Annotated in this window: 22 protein-coding genes; 10 read left to right on the top strand and 12 right to left on the bottom strand. The window is 44.0% G+C overall.

All coding sequences use genetic code 11. From position 1 onward, the window contains the following. The 5 genes from ACI882_RS01645 to ACI882_RS01625 all read left to right on the top strand — a co-directional run bounded on the left by ACI882_RS01645 (position 1) and on the right by ACI882_RS01625 (position 3,792). Positions 1-798, top strand: coding sequence for a DUF6597 domain-containing transcriptional factor (locus ACI882_RS01645; protein ID WP_411744037.1), 798 nt, complete (start codon positions 1-3; stop codon positions 796-798). 84 nt (positions 799-882) lie between these two features. Then, a complete protein-coding gene (locus ACI882_RS01640) occupies positions 883-1,197 on the top strand; it encodes a YbjQ family protein (protein ID WP_411744036.1) in 315 nt (104 codons plus the stop codon). 5 nt (positions 1,198-1,202) lie between these two features. Continuing rightward, on the top strand, positions 1,203-1,655 hold the full coding sequence (locus ACI882_RS01635; RefSeq protein WP_411744035.1) for a YbjQ family protein: 453 nt from the start codon (positions 1,203-1,205) through the stop codon (positions 1,653-1,655). Further along, positions 1,652-2,431, top strand: a complete 780-nt coding sequence (locus ACI882_RS01630) for a M48 family metallopeptidase (RefSeq protein ID WP_411744034.1) — start codon at positions 1,652-1,654, stop codon at positions 2,429-2,431. Before ACI882_RS01635 ends, ACI882_RS01630 begins: the two co-directional genes overlap by 4 nt. After that, the gene (locus ACI882_RS01625; protein WP_411744033.1) at positions 2,428-3,792 is read left to right on the top strand and encodes an MATE family efflux transporter; all 1,365 of its coding nucleotides are present in this window, start codon (positions 2,428-2,430) and stop codon (positions 3,790-3,792) included. Before ACI882_RS01630 ends, ACI882_RS01625 begins: the two co-directional genes overlap by 4 nt. Positions 3,793-3,824: 32 nt before the next feature. Here the strand turns inward: ACI882_RS01625 and ACI882_RS01620 are convergent, their stop codons facing one another. Next, on the bottom strand, positions 3,825-4,625 hold the full coding sequence (locus tag ACI882_RS01620; protein WP_411744032.1) for a TatD family hydrolase: 801 nt from the start codon (positions 4,623-4,625) through the stop codon (positions 3,825-3,827). A 226-nt stretch (positions 4,626-4,851) separates the two neighbouring features. Here ACI882_RS01620 and ACI882_RS01615 point away from each other — a divergent pair, with 226 nt between their 5' ends. After that, on the top strand, positions 4,852-5,988 hold the full coding sequence (locus ACI882_RS01615) for a GGDEF domain-containing protein (RefSeq protein ID WP_411744031.1): 1,137 nt from the start codon (positions 4,852-4,854) through the stop codon (positions 5,986-5,988). Here the strand turns inward: ACI882_RS01615 and glgC are convergent. Then, complete coding sequence (gene glgC / locus ACI882_RS01610; protein WP_411744030.1) at positions 5,985-7,253, bottom strand: glucose-1-phosphate adenylyltransferase; 1,269 nt, start codon at positions 7,251-7,253, stop codon at positions 5,985-5,987. The two genes, ACI882_RS01615 and glgC, sit on opposite strands and share 4 nt — an antisense overlap. Positions 7,254-7,514: 261 nt before the next feature. On the opposite strand from glgC, the gene glpX reads away from it, so the two are divergent. Next, on the top strand, positions 7,515-8,537 hold the full coding sequence (gene glpX / locus ACI882_RS01605) for a class II fructose-bisphosphatase (RefSeq protein ID WP_411744029.1): 1,023 nt from the start codon (positions 7,515-7,517) through the stop codon (positions 8,535-8,537). A gap of 15 nt (positions 8,538-8,552) precedes the next feature. Here the strand turns inward: glpX and ACI882_RS01600 are convergent, their stop codons facing one another. From ACI882_RS01600 to ACI882_RS01570, 7 genes are all read right to left on the bottom strand, one after another. Further along, the gene (locus ACI882_RS01600) at positions 8,553-9,530 is read right to left on the bottom strand and encodes a Gfo/Idh/MocA family protein (RefSeq protein WP_411744028.1); all 978 of its coding nucleotides are present in this window, start codon (positions 9,528-9,530) and stop codon (positions 8,553-8,555) included. A gap of 2 nt (positions 9,531-9,532) precedes the next feature. Then, positions 9,533-10,000 carry a hypothetical protein gene (locus tag ACI882_RS01595; RefSeq protein ID WP_411744027.1) on the bottom strand — a complete coding sequence of 156 codons (468 nt, stop codon included), beginning with the start codon at positions 9,998-10,000 and terminating at the stop codon, positions 9,533-9,535. Positions 10,001-10,087: 87 nt separating this feature from the next. Further along, positions 10,088-10,609: a hypothetical protein gene (locus tag ACI882_RS01590; protein ID WP_411744026.1), complete on the bottom strand. Its 522-nt coding sequence runs from the start codon at positions 10,607-10,609 to the stop codon at positions 10,088-10,090. A 5-nt stretch (positions 10,610-10,614) separates the two neighbouring features. Then, positions 10,615-11,112: a PspC domain-containing protein gene (locus tag ACI882_RS01585; RefSeq protein WP_411744025.1), complete on the bottom strand. Its 498-nt coding sequence runs from the start codon at positions 11,110-11,112 to the stop codon at positions 10,615-10,617. A gap of 9 nt (positions 11,113-11,121) precedes the next feature. Next, entirely contained in the window at positions 11,122-11,364 is a 243-nt protein-coding gene (gene pspB, locus ACI882_RS01580; protein WP_411744024.1) for an envelope stress response membrane protein PspB, read from the bottom strand. A gap of 3 nt (positions 11,365-11,367) precedes the next feature. Then, positions 11,368-12,036 carry a phage shock protein PspA gene (gene pspA / locus ACI882_RS01575; RefSeq protein WP_411744023.1) on the bottom strand — a complete coding sequence of 223 codons (669 nt, stop codon included), beginning with the start codon at positions 12,034-12,036 and terminating at the stop codon, positions 11,368-11,370. 41 nt (positions 12,037-12,077) lie between these two features. Continuing rightward, entirely contained in the window at positions 12,078-12,227 is a 150-nt protein-coding gene (locus ACI882_RS01570; RefSeq protein WP_411744022.1) for a hypothetical protein, read from the bottom strand. Between the two features lie 167 nt (positions 12,228-12,394). On the opposite strand from ACI882_RS01570, the gene pspF reads away from it, so the two are divergent. After that, positions 12,395-13,402: a phage shock protein operon transcriptional activator gene (pspF, locus tag ACI882_RS01565; protein ID WP_411744021.1), complete on the top strand. Its 1,008-nt coding sequence runs from the start codon at positions 12,395-12,397 to the stop codon at positions 13,400-13,402. Between the two features lie 67 nt (positions 13,403-13,469). After that, positions 13,470-13,820, top strand: a complete 351-nt coding sequence (locus ACI882_RS01560) for a hypothetical protein (protein WP_411744020.1) — start codon at positions 13,470-13,472, stop codon at positions 13,818-13,820. Between the two features lie 233 nt (positions 13,821-14,053). Here the strand turns inward: ACI882_RS01560 and glnK are convergent, their stop codons facing one another. The 3 genes from glnK to ACI882_RS01545 all read right to left on the bottom strand — a co-directional run bounded on the left by glnK (position 14,054) and on the right by ACI882_RS01545 (position 17,345). After that, the gene (glnK, locus tag ACI882_RS01555; protein ID WP_411744019.1) at positions 14,054-14,392 is read right to left on the bottom strand and encodes a P-II family nitrogen regulator; all 339 of its coding nucleotides are present in this window, start codon (positions 14,390-14,392) and stop codon (positions 14,054-14,056) included. Between the two features lie 93 nt (positions 14,393-14,485). After that, positions 14,486-15,067, bottom strand: coding sequence for an ATP-dependent Clp protease proteolytic subunit (locus tag ACI882_RS01550; RefSeq protein WP_411744041.1), 582 nt, complete (start codon positions 15,065-15,067; stop codon positions 14,486-14,488). A 388-nt stretch (positions 15,068-15,455) separates the two neighbouring features. Further along, complete coding sequence (locus ACI882_RS01545; RefSeq protein WP_411744018.1) at positions 15,456-17,345, bottom strand: ABC-F family ATP-binding cassette domain-containing protein; 1,890 nt, start codon at positions 17,343-17,345, stop codon at positions 15,456-15,458. Between ACI882_RS01545 and ACI882_RS01540 the strand changes: the two genes are divergently transcribed. Next, entirely contained in the window at positions 17,344-17,802 is a 459-nt protein-coding gene (locus ACI882_RS01540; RefSeq protein ID WP_411744017.1) for a DUF2390 domain-containing protein, read from the top strand. The genes ACI882_RS01545 and ACI882_RS01540 overlap by 2 nt on opposite strands. The last annotated feature ends 36 nt before the right edge of the window (positions 17,803-17,838 follow it).

The following is a 17,838-nucleotide window of genomic DNA, read 5'->3' as shown; positions in this document are numbered from 1 at the left end:
ATGAAACTCAGCCCGACTGGACTACTGACCTCAGCAACACGACCTTTTACGATAAATAAAATTGACGCGCCATCGGAGATTTCTACTTTTGTTGAGTATTTCTGGATTGTTCAGTGGGACTTATCCGAAGAGCAATCTTTTACTTCATTAAACATTCCCTTTCCCTGCGCGCACCTAGTTGTTGAAGCCGGGGCAACCGGGCTCTTTGGGCCTACAAAAGGATGTTTCGAGAAAAAACTAACAGGTAAAGGATTCGCAATTGGAGCACGCTTTAAAACAGGGTTCCTGTATCCGCTAATTAAGGTGCCAATGACTGCACTCATTGATCAACGTCTTGATACAGCCGAAATTATTTCTTTATCCACTGCGGAACTAGAGTCTCAGCTGGTTAATCTGAATCCTCATACCCATATAATTAAATCGCTAACAACGCTGATTCAACATTCGATTCAAAATGTCGAAGTACCTATGCTTGAAAAAGCCAAGCGTGTTTACAATATATGCCGACACGTAGAAGTAAATCAGTCTATAAACCAGGTTGAACAGCTCGCTCAGCTACAAACCATGTCAGTCAGATCATTGGAGCGACTATTTAGTACCTATGTCGGACTTTCTCCTAAATGGATTATTCGTCTTTTTCGCCTTCAGCAATTAGCCAATCAACTTATCGACGATGCTCCTATAGATTGGGTAGGTCTCAGTTTAGAATTGGGCTATTTTGATCAAGCCCACTGTATGAATGACTTCAAAGCGTTTACTGGTAAATCGGCCAGTCTTATACGAAAGGGCAAATTATGACTCTTGTCAGGCGCATAGTTCGAGACCTTCTGCTAAAGTAACGTTCTTTTTGTCACTGCCGCGTTTAACAATTAGGGAAATGATATGTTAATTAGTAATTTAGAGCTCGTACCCGGTAAGAAAGTCATTAAACACCTTGGGTTAGTCCAAGGCAGCACAGTTCGCGCCAAGCATGTTGGCCGCGATATCATGGCGGGTCTTAAAAATGTTTTTGGTGGTGAACTAAAAGGCTATACAGAACTATTAGAAGACTCTCGTAAAGAAGCCTTAGCACGCATCGAACAACAGGCTGAAGCTCTTGGTGCCAATGCGGTCATTAACGTTCGCTTTTCAACCTCTTCGGTTGCTCAAGGTGCCTCTGAAATATTCGTATATGGCTCAGCGGTTATCGTGGAGTAACGATTATGGACCTCTATATTACCCTCGGTAGCTTCATTGTATTTATGATACTGGGCTATATTTTTGGCAGCCTAGCGGAGCGTCGGCATTATCGTTCGATCATAGCGCGTGAAGAGCAATACCGTAAGTTATTAGTCGTTGCTCAGCGCTTTCCCTTTGTGCCAAACGTTAAACAAACGATACTCGTTACAGGAAATGTAGTCATTTCCGTTGACTATTTTAAACGGTTTTTAGCTTCTTTGCGTATGCTGGTTGGAGGCCGTTTAACCAGTTACGAAAGCTTGCTCGACCGAGCCCGTCGCGAAGCTATTTTACGCTTACAAGAGCAAGCGGATCTACATAATGCAAGCTCTGTCTATAACCTAAAGTTTGAAACCAGCTCGATATCAAAAGGCGCTAAAGACCGGGTAGGTAGCATCGAAGTATTGGCTTACGGCACAGCGTTGATTTGCGAATGATGCCAGAAGAAAATCCTCGGCTGCCCGAGGGAATTAACGTCAGCTCAAGCCACCCAGTGAAAGATTTAATTCTTTTATCACTGGGTGTCTGTGTCGCGTTTGTCCTCACTGCACTGGTGTTGTGGTATTCGCTGACGTTCATCGTGCGGTTTGTTCCATTAAGCTGGGAAAGCCGGATTGCTGATCCGTTTGTTAAACCTTTTAAGGCTGATTCGGCACAACAGTTAGAACTCCAGGAAAGACTAAACAAAATTTTAGTTGCCATGGACTATCAAGGGGAAAGCCCAATACAGGTCACCATCATCGAAAGCGATGAGATGAATGCCTTTGCTACCTTAGGTGGGCACATTTTTGTTTTGACTGGCTTATTAAATGCGCTCGAATCGGAGATGGGTTTAGATATGGTACTGGCGCATGAAGCGGCGCATATACTACATCGTGATCCGATTAAGTCTGCCACCGGCATGCTAGGCATCAGTCTGGTCACGGCCCTTGTTACTGGCAACGGCAATTTTGCCCAAACCCGCGGACTAATGCACTCGGGAAACCAATTATTATTTTTAAACAACAGCCGCGAGCAAGAACGGGCTGCTGATAAAGCGGCACTCAATGCGCTTATCGAGCTTTATGGCCACATCGATGGCGCGGAAGAGTTATTTTTAACACTCCGGAATGACCGTTCGACGAATATTCCGGTTATATTATCTAGCCACCCACACCCCGATGAACGAATCGACTATATTCTACAATACCTGAAGGAAGAACGGCCTCAATGAGTCATGTTTCACCTCAAGAGCACTCACATGCGCTCGATGGCCCTATTGTCAGTACTTTTTATCGTTACCTGGTTCCCTCCATTGTAGGCATGCTGGCAATGACTTCTGCTTCCTTGGTGGATGGTATCTTTATTGGTAACTACGTTGGCGTGTCGGCATTGGCCGCTGTTAACCTTATTATTCCTATCATTGCCTTACTATTTGGCGTTGGCTTAATGCTCTCAGTAGGTGGCTCTGTCAGAGGCGGTAAATATTTAGGTGAGCAAAAAACGAACGCGGCTTCGGCAATTTTCAGCAAAACGTTAATCGCCGTCCTGTGCTATGCCATTGGCGTTATTAGCTTGGGTCTTATTTTTGAAGAATCACTCTTTCGCTTGTTGGGGGCCGATGCCGATCTCATGAACCTAATGAGTGAATACTATCGTGTCATTATGCCGTTCTTTTTTGCCCAGCTTGGAACCATCGTGTTGTATTTCTTTGTCCGCCTCGATGGCTTCCCCTCCTTAACTGCCAGCGCTTTAGTGGTGGGGGCCATCATCAATATTGGCCTAGACTACTTGTTTATCGCTAAATTCGGTTGGGGTTTGTCTGGGGCTGCTTGGGCAACGGGGTTATCACAACTGTTTCCTTTACTTGTTTTACTTGGTTATTTTTTTAGTAAATCACGAAAGCTTAGGTTTTCTTTAATACAGAAAAATTGGTACGAAGTTATTCAAGCCGCCTACAACGGTCTATCTGAGTTCATCAATGAAATATCAGGTGGTATTATTGCCTTCTTGTTTAACTTGATGCTCATTCATCGAGCGGGCGTTGACGGCGTTGCTGCAATGACCGTCATGAACTATCTAATGATGATGGGCTTTATGGTGTTTTTTGCCATTAGTGATACTAGCCAAGTCATGATGAGCCAAAATTTTGGTGCACAGAACAGAAAGCGGATGAACAAGTTCTTTTTGGTTGCTGCCTGCAATGTGTTGTTGATCAGCGTGAGCTGTATTTTTTTGCTGTTGTTCTTTAACGAATCTTTGATTTTAATTTTTCTGTCCGATGAAGGCAGTGAAGCTGCTCTCGCCTTAGCAACGGAGTTTGTTCATTACGTATGGCCTTTGTTCTTGTTTGCTGGACTCAACATGCTAATTTCTGGCTACTTAACCTCTATACATTTAGCCTTTCAATCTGGTGTGGTTGCAATATGCCGAAGCCTAATTTTACCTGCGACCCTGTTGTCGAGCTTATATTATCTTCTGCCTGATTATCGCTTCATTTACGCACTGGCCATCGGTGAAGTGCTGACCTTTGCTTTAGCTGTTTTTTACTTGGTGCATCATCGGCCGTCAAGGGCTCTTGCCAATAGTCAATAGGCACTGACTCAGGTCAGCACCTATTGAAGGCTCTAAGCATAGTGAAATAAGCGATTCGCATTGGCGTAACTTTGCTCTAAAACAGTCTCAACCGATAATTCTTTAACTTCGGCGACCTTTTCAATAATAAAGGGTAAGTATTTAGATTCATTTTGTCGGCCACGATAGGGGGCCGGTGTTAAATAGGGAGCATCGGTCTCAACGACCAGCTGTTCTATTGGCGTAATTCTCAATACATCACGGACGTTCTCCGCTTTATTAAAAGTAATAATGCCATTAAAGCCAAGCATAAAACCTTCGTTTAAACAAAATTCGGCTAACGGTATACCTGAGGTAAAGCTATGAATAACGCCTTTACGTTTCAGGTCTGAGGCGAAATTTTTCAAAATGGCTTGCGTATCTGCATCGGCTTCACGGGTGTGTACAACAATCGGCTGATCAAGATCAACGGCGATGGCGAGCTGCTCTTCAAACACCTTGCGCTGGATAGCTCTATCCGCATGATCATAGAAATAATCTAAACCAATCTCACCAATGGCGACTATTTTTTTGCTTGCGCCAAACTCTCGAATCTCTATGGCAGTTTGCTCAGTGAACTTTTCAGCATCGTGTGGATGCACGCCTTGCGTTCCGTAGATCATATCGTTTAGCGTTAAGTCCCGAACGGTTTTAAGGTTATCTGGCGATACGGCTATGGTGACAATTTTTTCAACACCGACTGCTTGAGCACCCGCCAGTACTTCGCTTAATTCAGCTTCTTTCAAATAATCTAAATGGCAGTGTGTTTCAATAATTGGGTAATTAAAAATGGGAATGTCGCGCTTTTTGCTCATCTTTGACTCTATATTATTAATCCAATACCTAGTTTAGGGGATTCTAGTTGAAATTGGCAGTTTCGCATTGGTGAGCCGCTTTATATACCACCCTAACTGTACAGTGTTCCAATTAACATCGGCCACAATAGGCTTTGTAATTTGTGCATTTTATAGATAGCGTATAGCCCGTTTATTACAATATGTACTATAAATAGTGGATAACTTCTTAAAAAATAGAGGCATCATGGCATATTTTGTTGCTAGTTCCGTTGTAAACGAACCCGAAGTAGCCAATATACTTGCCTATCGCTTGTATGAGCGTTCGATGGGGACGCTATACAGTCATGGCTCGTTTTGCTTAATTAGTGTGTTTCTTTTATATGGATTAATTCCAACTCAGGCATTACTGCTTTGGGCAGGCTTGCTTTTTTGCAACCTCATTGTAAGAGGGTTGCATGTAAAAAAGTGGTTAAGCTCTAACGAAGAGCAACGTAAAGGCGTTTGGATGTCAAAGATGGCTGCCATTACGTCTCTTATTAATGGCATTTTATGGGCCAGTACCGTCTTCTTTTTAGATTTTACCGCTTTCCCGTTTGTTTCATTAGCCCTGACCATCATGGTTATTGGTTTGGCAGCTGGCGCAGCAGTATTTGCCGCCTATTATATCCCTGCTTTCTACTTAGCGGTGGTTCCTTATTTAGGCAGCCAAATACTTTTTCATCTCTATAATTTCAGCTTTCAATCTTTGCTGATCGCCTTGATTCTCGTTATTTTCGGCGCCATGCTCTATGGCCAAGCTTTGCAACTCAACAAGGTACAGCGAAGCAATGTGATTAATGAGCTTGAAAATAAAAATTTGATAGAACGCCTAACCTCTGCCAATGCGATTTTAAAAGAGGTTTCGCAGCTAGATCATTTAACGGGGTGTTTTAATCGACGGCATTTTGACAAAGTCATTGCTTATATGTGGTCACGGTATAAAGAAAAAGACCAAGCATTTGGGTTAATTGCTATCGATCTAGATAACTTCAAACATCTTAATGATACTTACGGTCACCAAGCTGGAGATTCTGCATTGATAGCTGCCACGACAATTTTTAAGACACATTTACGCCAAAGTGATGTGGCTTGTCGATTTGGCGGCGATGAGTTTTCACTTATTTTGCCCCAAACAAATAAGACACAAACTTTTGAAATCGCTGATCGTATTCGTCATTCAATGCAAAACGCTAGTCACGATGTAAATGGCAAACTAATTTCAATTACGGCCAGCTTGGGTGTTAGCTCGTCAGATGATGCAACGAGTATCGATGAACTCATTCAAAAAGCAGACGATGCTATGTACCTGAGCAAAAAAGCAGGCCGCAACAAGGTTAGTTAAGCATAGCCTTCTGGCTGACCCAACAGGCCTCGGGTTACGAGAACAACACCTTTCTCTGAAATTCTGAAGCCGTTTCTCTTGTCCTCTTCGGCATCTTGACCAACATTCATGTTGTCTGGAACAACACAGCCACGATCGATTATGGCATTGGTAATTTTACAATTACTACCGATCGTCACCTGCGGTAAAATCACCGCACCTTTAATATGACTTTGCGAGTTAACCGTGACTTCAGAGAATAGGACTGAGCTTTCAATATGGGCACCTGAAATAATGCAACCGCCTGACACCAAGGAATCAACCGCCATGCCTCGACGCTCATCCGAATTAAACACAAATTTCGCTGGCGGCAATTGTGTTTGCGCTGTCCAAATTGGCCAATCTGGATCATACATATTCAACGCTGGTACCGTTGATACCAGCTCCATATTGGCTTCCCAGAATGAATCTAACGTACCTACATCTCGCCAATAAGCCCGCTCGCCCGTTTCTAAATCGCGGAATGGGAAGGCTTGAACATGGTGTGTATCGACTACTTTGGGAATAATATCATTACCAAAGTCATGCGTGGTTCCTTCTGTAGTTGCGTTTATTTGCAGTTGTTCAAATAAGAATTCGGTATTAAAAATATAGTTGCCCATGGACGCGAGTGTTAAATCTGTCTGACCTGGAATGGGCGTAGGGTGCTCAGGCTTTTCTTCAAAACCGATTATTCTGTTGGTGTCGTCGACTTTCATAACACCAAAGGCACCTGCGGCTTCTTTAATGGGTACTTCTAAGCAAGAGACGGTCATTTCAGCGCCACTTTCTACGTGGGCCACGAGCATTGCACCATAATCCATTTTATAAATATGGTCACCAGAGAGTACTAATACGTACTTAGGGCGCTCAGCTCGGATAATATCAAGGTTCTGATAGATGGCATCAGCAGTACCGAGATACCAATCTTCTGAATAGCGTTGTGAGGCCGGTAGTATCTCGACAAATTCGCCCAACTCTTTCTTAAAGTGGCTCCAGCCATGAACTAAATGGCGAACTAAGGAGTGGGCTTTATATTGAGTCAAAACACCAACTCTTCGTATACCTGAGTTAATGCAGTTAGATAAAGGGAAGTCAATAATTCGGTATTTACCACCAAAATAGAGCGCTGGTTTTGCGCGCCAACCGGTTAATTCGTGCAGCCGTGATCCACGACCACCAGCTAGGACCAAGGCAAAAGTATCTTTGGTTAAGCGACTAACGTAGCGGGGGTTTTGATCATTCATAGCGATATCCTATTGAGCAAAATTAAGTACGGTACAGCCCTATGCTCAGAATTCCCAAACAGTTAGACAATACTTATGTGTATTTTTAGTTTTTATTTTAAGTTTCACTCTCACAGTTAAATATAGCTGCTCTGTCGAGGAATAAAAGCCTAATTTAAGAATAGCCATTGCTAATGTATTTGCGTTATTACCCTAGGCCAATGGTGGTAGGAGCTACAACAAGGTAGAATGCGCGCAAATTTATTATTGGAGCGGGTATATATGCGTCGTGATCTTGCGTTTAACTTTTCTCGAGTAACCGAAGCGGCAGCATTAGCCGGCTATAATTGGCTAGGGCGCGGTGACAAAAACAAAGCCGATGGTGCTGCCGTTGAAGTGATGCGCTCAATGCTAAATAAAGTCGATTTCGACGGTGAAATAGTTATCGGCGAAGGCGAGATTGACGATGCGCCTATGCTGTATATCGGTGAGAAAGTGGGTACCGGCAAAGGCGATGCTTGCGACATTGCCGTTGACCCGATTGAAGGCACGCGAATGACAGCGATGGGTCAATCGAATGCGGTTGCTGTTATGGCGGTAGGTGAAAAAGGTGCCTTTCTTAAAGCACCCGATATGTATATGGAAAAACTGGTGGTCGGCCCCGAAGCCAAAGGCTTTATCGACTTAACCCTGCCATTAGAACAAAATATCAAACTCGTAGCCAAAGCACTGAATAAAAAACTTGAAGACTTAGTTGTGGTGACGCTAGCCAAGCCAAGACACGATGCCGCTATTGCGATGATTCAAAAAATGGGTGCTCGAGTGTTTGCCCTACCTGACGGTGATGTTGCCGCAAGCATCTTAACTTGCATGCCAGAAAGTGAAGTCGACATGATGTACTGCATTGGTGGAGCGCCTGAAGGGGTTATTTCTGCTGCGGTGATTCGCGCCTTAGGCGGAGATATGCAAGGGCGTTTGGTTTTACGAACTGAAGCAAAAGGCAACGATCCTGAAACCGTCGCGTTAGCAGAAGATGAGAAGCGTCGCTGCAAAGAAATGGGCGTTGAGCCCAATGTTATTTTTAAGCTAGAAGAGATGGTAAGGTCAGACAATATTGTCTTTTCAGCAACCGGTATTACCAAAGGCGATTTACTAGAAGGTATTCTCCGTCGCGGTAATTTAGCCACCACCGAAACCTTATTGATTCGTGGCAAAAGCCGAACCGTTCGCAAGATCCAGTCAACTCACTACTTAGACCGCAAAGATGACGATATCAAAGAGCTTATCTTAGCGAAAAATACCTAACAAATTCGTTGGGTTTTACTCAAACGGGTAAATGGGGCCGTATTCCGATCGGATACGCTCCATTAACTTAGCTAACATTAAGGCGTCTGCCCAAGTGTGCTTAGGCGATTCAACTAAACCGGCTTTAATACATCGATTCACTTCGTCGAATTCGTAACCCCAGCCTCTGTTCGTTAGGGTAAAGTATTCTGTCTCTATGGGTTGGCCCGCAATCGACCAATGCACTGCATTCGCGGCAAACCAAGGCGATTCAAACTCAACATACCCCTGAGTACCAGAAATGACGGCTTTGGTGGGTAAATGGGTATCGAGTCGATAAGTTAAGCTTGCGCTCACACCATGTGGATAACTTAATAAAACATCGCTGGCGAGATCGACACCGGTATCAGCCATAACAACATTGGCGTGAATATGCTCTGGCTCACCTAAAACAAAGGTAGGTAGCAATAACGGATATATACCGATATCGAACATAGCGCCACCGGCAAGCTGAGGGTTTAGTAAACGCTGCTGGTGATCATCAACATTAACTCTAAAGCCGAAATTTGCTGAAATATGACGAACTTCGCCAATTTTACCGGACTTTACTTGATCTACTACGGCAGAAAAGGTCGGAGAAAAACGAGTCCATAAAGCCTCTGCACAAAAACGATTGTTAGCCTTCGCCGCCGCTATGACTGCTTCAGTTTGGGTGACACTCAATGATAATGGTTTTTCAACTAAGACGTGCTTACCTGCATTCAATGCCGCGATGGCCATTTGGTCATGTGTGGTATGAACACCGGCGATATAAATAGCGTCTATGTCGGGGTTCGCAAGAAGCTCTTGGTAATCACTGTAAGCAAAACCAAGGTCGTGTTTTTGCGCGAATGCCTGGGCTCGATCTGAATTACTTGAAAAAACAGCCTTAAACTCTCCAGATTCGATTGCTTTCGTATCCTCTAAAAAAAGAGTCGCCATAGCTCCGGTTCCGGCTACACCCCAAACAATCATATCTATTCCTTACTGTTGCTTATTGTGATTTTAATTTTTTGAATTAACTGCTGTATATCCATAGGATCTGGCGGTTGGTCACTATGATATACCAAACGTGAAGGAGATTTAGATCTTAAATATCGGACCTGCTCACATAAGGCTTGGAATTGCTCTGGTGTCGCCGCTTCTTTCCCGCCATAGGCGATAACAGCAGCTTCGGGCATTTGATCGGTATTATTAATAGGGTCAGTTTCGCCTTCTTGCAGCGCTCGTGCAGAAATAAAATGAGGGCTTACCAAAGACCAGCTATCACTAAAATCATCTACGTTGAGGTGACTTGCAATATCATAGTCAATATCGACAAAAACCATTTTTGCATCACTCACTTCGCCATACATAAGATAACCAATGTCATTGGCTCTTAGCTGGTGAAGCAAATAAACCAGTGCAGGCGGGACTGGCAAGTTTGCAAAAAAGTTCTTATCCATAGCAAAATCAACACTTCATTTTACGGTTAGTTTAGCCCAATTTAAAACGAGTGTTTTTATAAATTAGTCTAATAGGCGTTAAAAATATTAGAGCTGCCATTCTATTCCATCTAAAAATACGGCTGCTCGCGTTACCCTTGTTTCTAAAGATGGCTTATAAAGCATTGAAACTTTTATCCAATCACTACCGTCTAAATATATTCGGTGTTCCTGGGTTCTACCTTCTGCATCATAAAAAGCATAGCTTGCGCGAGTTGGTGACTTTTCAATAGGCTTTAGAACCGCGCCAGCGACCGTTTTACGATCTTGTTCGGCCATTTCTTCAACCCACTGCCCAAAGGGTTTGTTTAGTGGCGATTTCTGTACCATAAAGATCATTCGCTTGCGCTCTAAAACCCAGACCTCTGGCTCTATAGAGGTGTTCTCAGGCTGCGCCTCCCAGGTCACACTCAAATTCGTTGAGACTTGCTGGGTTACATAGTCCGGTTGGTCTATTTTAGGTGCACGTGTCGGCCACTGCATATAGAAAAAGCCAGCTGTCAGTATTATCAGTAGCCAGCCTGTAGGTTCTTTCAGTAATCGGGGTAAACGCTTTAATGCTTTGGTCATAGTACCTAGTCTTGAATTTTGGAGAATTCTTTATCAAGTTCAAATCGTCGGGATGTCACATAGGATTCCATTTTACTGGTACGCGCCATAATGACGTCTAGCCGATCTTTTGCAAGCGTTAAGCGTTCACTTGGGTTTGACCGATAACGAAACATATTCACTGGGCGGTCTTCATGTAAGTGCTCATCGTAACGATAGCGAGTGTTAACACTACCATGTTTTGGTCGCTGTGCCATTGCGATCCATGCGCCTATGTAAGCAAAAAACATTAGGGTATTAAAAAACAAGAAACCACCAAATGCAGCCAAGCGTACAACCCAAGGCTCAACATTAAAGTGATCAGCTAAGCCGGCACAGACACCTGCTAACTTTTTATTCGACATGTTTCGATACAAGTTCATGCCATAGCCTGCTTTGCGGCGGGCCCACCAATCGGACCCCGAGTCAAGGCTGAACGCTTCGTTGTGGTAACGGCCCTGGCGTTTATTACGTTGCGATCTCATCACGCCTCCTTATTTAACTTCTGAATCACGACGCCACTGAGGGTTTCGTTCATCCAGTATGGTTTCTAGAGTTTCCATGCGGTCTGTTAAGCGATCAAGTGTCCTCAATAAATCATCGAGAGTCGCTTGATCGGTTTCAGTCAATCCGCCGCTATTTTTGCTTTTATACCGGTAGTGCATGGTCAGCCATAAAGGCATGACGATGACCATGAACAGTATTGTCGGTACAAATATAAAATCGAAAAATTGCATCTGTTACCCCTGCTTCATATCCTTGCGAAGCTTTTCTAACGCTTCATTAACAGAGTCATCTTTAGCCAGCGAATCTATTTCACTTTTTAGGCCTTGTTTAGGGTCGCGACCAAGATCATCTGCTTCTATTTGGCTTTCCATGGTATCCATACGTCGCTCATAGTGTTCGAACTTTTCAAACGCATCGGTCAATTGCTCTCGACTCAGTTGGCCGCGAGTACGCATACGAGTGGAAACCGTTTTTTGGCGCATTAATAATGCTTTTTGCTTTGCTTTGGCATCGTTGAGCTTTTGCTGCAACTGGCCCACTTCTTCAGACAAATGCGCTAAATGATCATCTAATGCGACAAATTCTTTTTCGACAACAGCGACTTCATCATCGATCGATTGTTTTTCGGCAATGGCGGCACGTGCTAAGTCTTCACGCTCTTTATCTAGAGCTAAGCGAGCTTTCGTTTCCCAATCCATGGCTTCAGCTTTTAGGCGACCTAAACGACGCTCCGCGTCTTTTTTATCGGCAATAACTCGCGCTGAGCTTGATCTCACTTCAACGAGCGTTTCTTCCATTTCTTGAATGATCAAGCGGATCATTTTTTCAGGATCTTCCGCGCGGTCAAGCAAAGAGTTTAGGTTACTGTTAATAATGTCACTGAGTCTTGAAAAAATACCCATGAGTTTTCTCCTGGTTCAAATGTGTATAAATAATAAGAAGGCTATCTTTTAACGAATCGATTCACGGTTTCTAGCAGCAATGCTGAAACACCAAAACTTAACAAACCAGCCCAAACAAAGGTAACGGCAGCTAAAGCGCTGCTGAGTGTAATTAACCCTAAGTAAAGTGGTGTGCGCTCTGTCAATTCCATGATAATCCCTCCATTTTGTTATATTTTTACATTTCACGATGCGTGCCAACTTTTAACTCATTGATTTTAAAGGGTTTTATATAATACTGACTTATGGGCGGTCGATTTATTTAAGCAATTAGGCTAAGTTATTTAGCGAATCTAACCACAATATCTAAGGTTTGCTCATGGAACGGAATCAATCGCAGCGCATGATTGGTGAAAGCTCAGCACTTTCCGATGTTTTTGACCAAGTTTCACAGGTTGCACCGCTTAACCGTCCTATTTTAGTAGTCGGTGAGCGCGGCACAGGTAAAGAGCTAATCGCCGAACGTTTGCATTACTTATCATCTCGCTGGGAAGGGCCTTTTTTAAAGGTGAATTGCGGTGCAATCAGCGAAGCCTTACTAGATGCTGACTTGTTTGGTTATGAACCGGGTGCCTTCACGGGCGCGAATAAGGTCAATAAAGGCCGCTTTGAACGTGCCGACGAAGGCACCTTATTTCTCGATGAACTTGGCAATATGTCAGCACAATTGCAGGAGAAGCTGCTCAGAGTGATCGAATACGGCGAATTTGAACGTCTGGGCGGGCAAAAAACTTTGAAGGTCAATGTCCGTATTATTGCCGCCACCAATGAACATCTACCCGCGCTGGCCGCAACTGGAAAATTCAGAGAAGACTTACTCGATCGACTCGCCTTTGATGTCATTACCTTACCACCACTGCGATCACGAGAAGACGACATTATGCGCCTTGCCGAGCATTTTGCTGTCAGCATGAGTACAGAATTGGGTTGGCAGGTGTTTCCTGGCTTTACCGCCGAGGTACAAGAGCAACTGCGTAAACACCCGTTTTATGGCAACGTTCGTGAGTTAAAAAACATCGTTGAACGCAGTGTTTATCGTTGGGGGAACGCTGAGTTAGAAATAGCAGAATTGGTCATTGACCCCTTCGATTCACTCTGGTCACCTAAAGGCAAACATCTACAATCGTCTACAAATAAGGCTGCGACGATCGACTCAACGATCGGCTTCAGTGAACAGGTCGCGCGTTATGAGGTTCAGCTGTTAAAACAAGCTTTAGATCAGAATGATCAGCACCAAGGTAAAGCCTCGGAGGCACTGGGGTTAACCTATCACCAGTTCCGTAGCCAATTGCGTAAACATGGGATTATTGGTAAAGATAAGCTGTAACTGACACCAAAGTCGAATAGACGATGATGGATTAAAAGCGCTTACTAAACAAAAAAAGTGAGTGTTTATGGCCAATCATCGAATCTTTACCGCAGTTATATTAACGGTTATCAGCCTATTATTTGCAGGCTTGTTTTTAAATTCACCCTATCAAGTTTGGATGGTCATGGCGACCCTTGGGCTTATCACTGGTGTTTCATTCCGAGTTGGCCAACGCCATGTCATCACCGGTTTTGGTATCGGCCTAGCATTGACCATTGTGCGCGAATACCTAACCTACGGTGATATCATCCGACTAACCGCACCAGTTTACTTTGCGGGGTATCTATTTGCAGTGGCCACCAGCTTGTTGGTACGAACGGCCTTATTAAGTAAATTATTTAAGTCGAACAAAGCTACGCCTGAAGCCAACGCTTAATTCAGCACCACACAAACAAAAAAGCCACAACGTTCCCGTTATGGCTTTTTTTACTCGCAGCTCATAATTCTACTGCGCCACGATGCTAGCTTTTGGGTTCCGGTATAAATTTAAGCCGTTCATAACAACTCGCTAGGCTCAAACAGTCATTCACTTTTAAATTTAAACCCTCACCCTCGCTACCATCTAATACGACTCAGGCACCGCTTTTAATCTCTTACTTGCAGCTTCTTCTAAACCGCTTCCGACCCTGTTTCGCCGGTTCGAATTCGAATCACTTGCTCAAGCGGCGAGACAAATATTTTACCATCACCTATTTTGCCCGTCGCAGCAGAGCGTGAAACGGCATCAATGACGGCGTCAACTTTGTCATCGTCAATGGCGACTTCTAACTTAATCTTCGGCAAGAAATCAACTACGTATTCAGCACCTCGATAAAGTTCTGTGTGTCCTTTCTGGCGCCCGAAACCTTTAACTTCTGTAACGGTAATACCTTGAACACCTACTTCAGACAATGCTTCTCGAACATCGTCTAACTTGAAAGGTTTGATGATTGCAGTCACCAGCTTCATAGATAATTCCTTTGCGTATGTATTGTTAAAGCCCCATTAGTTTACTGGGGCTTGTGGTTCTTTATCAAGCAAACGTTCTACTGTGGCTATTGATTACAAATCTTTGCTCGACTTTATAACTTTACTGACGATGCCGTAATCAATAGCCTCGGCAGTCGTCATCCAGTTATCTCGCTCGATATCAGTACGAACTCGATCAATGGGCTGGCCGGTTGTTTCTGAGATGATACGCGCTAAACGTTCACGCATGTGGATAATTTGTTCAGCTTGAATAGCGATGTCACTTGCTTGTCCACCCACACCACCTGAAGGCTGATGAATAAGGAACCGAGTATTTGGCAAGCAATAACGGTCTTCTTTCTCAGCCGCTAGGAAAATATGCGTACCTGCACTGGCGACATAGCCGGTACCGACAATCTTAACCTTGGGCTCAATAAACTGAATCACATCGTGAATAGTATCGCCGGCTTCAACGTGTCCGCCTTGGCTGTTTATAAACAACACGATGTCATCGTTTGATTCTTCAGCCAATGCCAACAGCTGCGCTATGACACGCTTGGCCATTTTTTGGTTAATTTCTTCAACAATTAACACTTTACGACCAGAGAACAAACGCTCTCCAACGGGATCCATCGATTTTTCTTCGTCTTTCACATTATTCTCCTTCGAATCAATAACCTTAGTATAGCGCGTGTTCAGCGAATGATTTAGTAAACCTTGTTCTTGACTGGTGTTTTTTCTTTGGTGGCTATGGCCGGTCAGTCAAGCACAGTCAAAATTAGGGACGCTGTAAACCCATCCATGGGCGCTCAGTTGAAACATCCATGTTTCAAATGCCCTGATTTTAACTATGCTTGACTGGCCTTACTTATTAACTCGTGAATAACCTGCGATACTCTAAGCGCCATCAAGCGTAACTAAGTTATTGATATTATTAAGTTTCTGGCTATTTTCACGTCATTGTTGTCAACGCCAATGGTAGCAGGCTGTTGCAAGTTATGCACAGAGGTTATCCCGAAGGTTATCCACAGATACTGTGCATTACTCTTTAGTCAACTTAGTCTTAACCCGATGCCTGTTCAATTTGTTCTGATAAATCTAGCCATTCCATTTCGGCTTCTTCAACTTCAGCTTTGAGACGACCTTGCTCTTTTAGCAAGGGTTGAAGTTTCGCTTTGTTGCCCGCTTCATAAAGAGTTGGGTCGCCCAGTTGAGTTTCAACCTCTGCAAGTGAGTTCTGCGCCTTTTCCAGGCGTGTTTCAACTTTTTTGAAAGCGCTAAGCAATGGTTTTAGTTTTTCTCGTTCAGCGGCGCGAGCTTGGCGTTGGGCTTTTTTGTCGGCAACACTTTCAACTGGAGCACCCTCATTGAGAGCTGCACTGGGCGCTTTCAGTAGCTCTTGGAAGTAATCTTCTAGATCACCGTCGTAATGGTCGACCCGGCCATCACGAACCCACCAGAATTCATCTGCGGTTGAATTGAGCATGTATCTATCGTGCGAGACTAAAATAACCGCGCCTTCGTATTCTTGCAGGGCAATGTTAAGAGACTCACGCATTTCTAAATCAAGGTGGTTGGTTGGCTCATCGAGTAATAATAGGTTTGGCTTTTGCCAAGCAATCATGGCTAACGCTACGCGGGCTTTTTCGCCACCGGAAAAGTTTTCGACTGGTTCGTCGGCGCGTTCGCCGGAAAAGCCAAAACGACCGACGAAGTTTTTTAGCTCTTGGTCACGGGTTTCTGGGTCAATTCGACGTAAGTGTAAAAAGGGTGAGGCGCTTTCATCGAGCGATTCAAGTTGATGCTGGGCAAAATAGCCTATGCGTAGGTTATGACCACGTACCACTTCACCGGCTTGCGGTTTTAAATCACCTACAAGAGCTTTAATAAGAGTGGATTTACCAGCGCCGTTCACACCTAACAAACCTAAACGTGACCCTGGTTGCAACGAGACATTGACGTTTTTCAAAATTGACTTGCCCGCTTCGTAGCCCAGATCAACTTCACTTAGGCTAACCACCGGATCAGAAACACGCTCACCCGTCGGAATGCTAATGTTGTAGCGATGACTGATTGAAATGGGTGCAGTCAATGTCAACTTTTCTAGCATCTTGACCCGACTTTGCGCTTGTTTGGCTTTGGTCGCCTTCGCTTTAAAACGACGAACAAATGATTCTAAGTGTTCTTTTTGCTGCTGCTGTTTATCGAAAGCTTGCTGCTGCTGAGCGAGTCGCTCTCCTTTTTGGCGTTCGTATTGGCTGTAGTTGCCACGATAGCCGATAAGTTTTTGTTGCTCAAAGCTCACCACCTGTGTCGCGACGCCATCCATAAAGTCGCGGTCATGCGATATCAGTAACAGAGTGCCTTGGTATTGCTTGAGCCATTGCTCTAGCCAATAACAGGTGTGTAAGTCTAAGTGGTTGGTCGGTTCATCGAGCAATAGCAAATCAGATGGGCTCATTAATGCACGCGCCAAGTTTAACCGAACACGCCAACCACCGGAGAATTCTGAAACCTTCTTAGAGAACTCATTCACAACAAAGCCCAAGCCTGCTAAAAGCTGTTCAGCTTGATGTTGCTTATCAAAGGCATGGTATGTATCTAATGCCCCTAGGGCATCTGCCATGGCATGATCATCTTCGCTTAACTGAGCCTTGGCGAGATCTGACTGTAAGTCACGTAGATGCTGGTCACCATCGAGTACAAAGTCGATTGCACTGCGATCTACCTCTACAATCTCTTGCTTCATGTGCGACAATCGCCACTGTTTCGGCACGTCAACACTACCGGCATCAACCTGCAGTTCGTGTTGAAGCACACGGAATAGGGTTGTTTTACCAGTACCATTTGCACCAATCACGGCAATGCGTTCACCGGTATTGAAGATGATAGAGGTATTATCGAGCAGTGGTTTACCACCAAGCTGTAAAGAAATATTTGAGAGTTTAATCATGGGGCGGGAGTTTACCAACGTGTTGTATGCTAAGCCATTGTGGAAGTACGCTATTGACGTATATTCTGAAAATAAAGTCGAATTCTTACATTACCAAGACCAGTATCAACTGTGTGTGAACGACCTAATTGTCTTAGGTTTTTGCCAAGAACTTAAATTGGTACCCAACAATTACTGGTGGCACGAAGAAAGCACCCAAAATCTCAGAGATATTATTACCAGCTTAAGACAGCTTCGAAACTCACCGATGAATGCCTCGAATCGACAAATAATATTAATAGTCGAGCTTGAGTGTGAAAAAATGGATCTAGAAATTATTGCCAGTCAATTTCGCACCAGCGCCAACGGTTCTTGGCTAATTGATACTTACTGCGAAGCTCATCCACAAGCGAGTAAGCCCAAACTAGAAAAATTCATAACATCACTTAAAACAAAAAAGGGAGCCGAAGCTCCCTAGTTTGTTTAATCTTAACGCTAATTATGCATCAGATTT

Source organism: Reinekea sp. (assembly GCF_046710285.1).
Lineage (GTDB): Bacteria > Pseudomonadota > Gammaproteobacteria > Pseudomonadales > Natronospirillaceae > Reinekea.
This window is presented reverse-complemented; position numbering and strand designations above follow the sequence as displayed.

What these genes read in the sequence shown, in the direction of transcription:
- ACI882_RS01645 (WP_411744037.1), top strand. Translation starts at nt 1, where the DNA reads ATGAAACTCAGCCCGACTGGACTACTGACCTCAGCAACACGACCTTTT.
- ACI882_RS01640 (WP_411744036.1), top strand. Translation starts at nt 883, where the DNA reads ATGTTAATTAGTAATTTAGAGCTCGTACCCGGTAAGAAAGTCATTAAA.
- ACI882_RS01635 (WP_411744035.1), top strand. Translation starts at nt 1,203, where the DNA reads ATGGACCTCTATATTACCCTCGGTAGCTTCATTGTATTTATGATACTG.
- ACI882_RS01630 (WP_411744034.1), top strand. Translation starts at nt 1,652, where the DNA reads ATGATGCCAGAAGAAAATCCTCGGCTGCCCGAGGGAATTAACGTCAGC.
- ACI882_RS01625 (WP_411744033.1), top strand. Translation starts at nt 2,428, where the DNA reads ATGAGTCATGTTTCACCTCAAGAGCACTCACATGCGCTCGATGGCCCT.
- ACI882_RS01620 (WP_411744032.1), bottom strand. Translation starts at nt 4,625, where the DNA reads ATGAGCAAAAAGCGCGACATTCCCATTTTTAATTACCCAATTATTGAA.
- ACI882_RS01615 (WP_411744031.1), top strand. Translation starts at nt 4,852, where the DNA reads ATGGCATATTTTGTTGCTAGTTCCGTTGTAAACGAACCCGAAGTAGCC.
- glgC (WP_411744030.1), bottom strand. Translation starts at nt 7,253, where the DNA reads ATGAATGATCAAAACCCCCGCTACGTTAGTCGCTTAACCAAAGATACT.
- glpX (WP_411744029.1), top strand. Translation starts at nt 7,515, where the DNA reads ATGCGTCGTGATCTTGCGTTTAACTTTTCTCGAGTAACCGAAGCGGCA.
- ACI882_RS01600 (WP_411744028.1), bottom strand. Translation starts at nt 9,530, where the DNA reads ATGATTGTTTGGGGTGTAGCCGGAACCGGAGCTATGGCGACTCTTTTT.
- ACI882_RS01595 (WP_411744027.1), bottom strand. Translation starts at nt 10,000, where the DNA reads ATGGATAAGAACTTTTTTGCAAACTTGCCAGTCCCGCCTGCACTGGTT.
- ACI882_RS01590 (WP_411744026.1), bottom strand. Translation starts at nt 10,609, where the DNA reads ATGACCAAAGCATTAAAGCGTTTACCCCGATTACTGAAAGAACCTACA.
- ACI882_RS01585 (WP_411744025.1), bottom strand. Translation starts at nt 11,112, where the DNA reads ATGAGATCGCAACGTAATAAACGCCAGGGCCGTTACCACAACGAAGCG.
- pspB (WP_411744024.1), bottom strand. Translation starts at nt 11,364, where the DNA reads ATGCAATTTTTCGATTTTATATTTGTACCGACAATACTGTTCATGGTC.
- pspA (WP_411744023.1), bottom strand. Translation starts at nt 12,036, where the DNA reads ATGGGTATTTTTTCAAGACTCAGTGACATTATTAACAGTAACCTAAAC.
- ACI882_RS01570 (WP_411744022.1), bottom strand. Translation starts at nt 12,227, where the DNA reads ATGGAATTGACAGAGCGCACACCACTTTACTTAGGGTTAATTACACTC.
- pspF (WP_411744021.1), top strand. Translation starts at nt 12,395, where the DNA reads ATGGAACGGAATCAATCGCAGCGCATGATTGGTGAAAGCTCAGCACTT.
- ACI882_RS01560 (WP_411744020.1), top strand. Translation starts at nt 13,470, where the DNA reads ATGGCCAATCATCGAATCTTTACCGCAGTTATATTAACGGTTATCAGC.
- glnK (WP_411744019.1), bottom strand. Translation starts at nt 14,392, where the DNA reads ATGAAGCTGGTGACTGCAATCATCAAACCTTTCAAGTTAGACGATGTT.
- ACI882_RS01540 (WP_411744017.1), top strand. Translation starts at nt 17,344, where the DNA reads ATGGGGCGGGAGTTTACCAACGTGTTGTATGCTAAGCCATTGTGGAAG.
- ACI882_RS01545 (WP_411744018.1), bottom strand. Translation starts at nt 17,345, where the DNA reads ATGATTAAACTCTCAAATATTTCTTTACAGCTTGGTGGTAAACCACTG.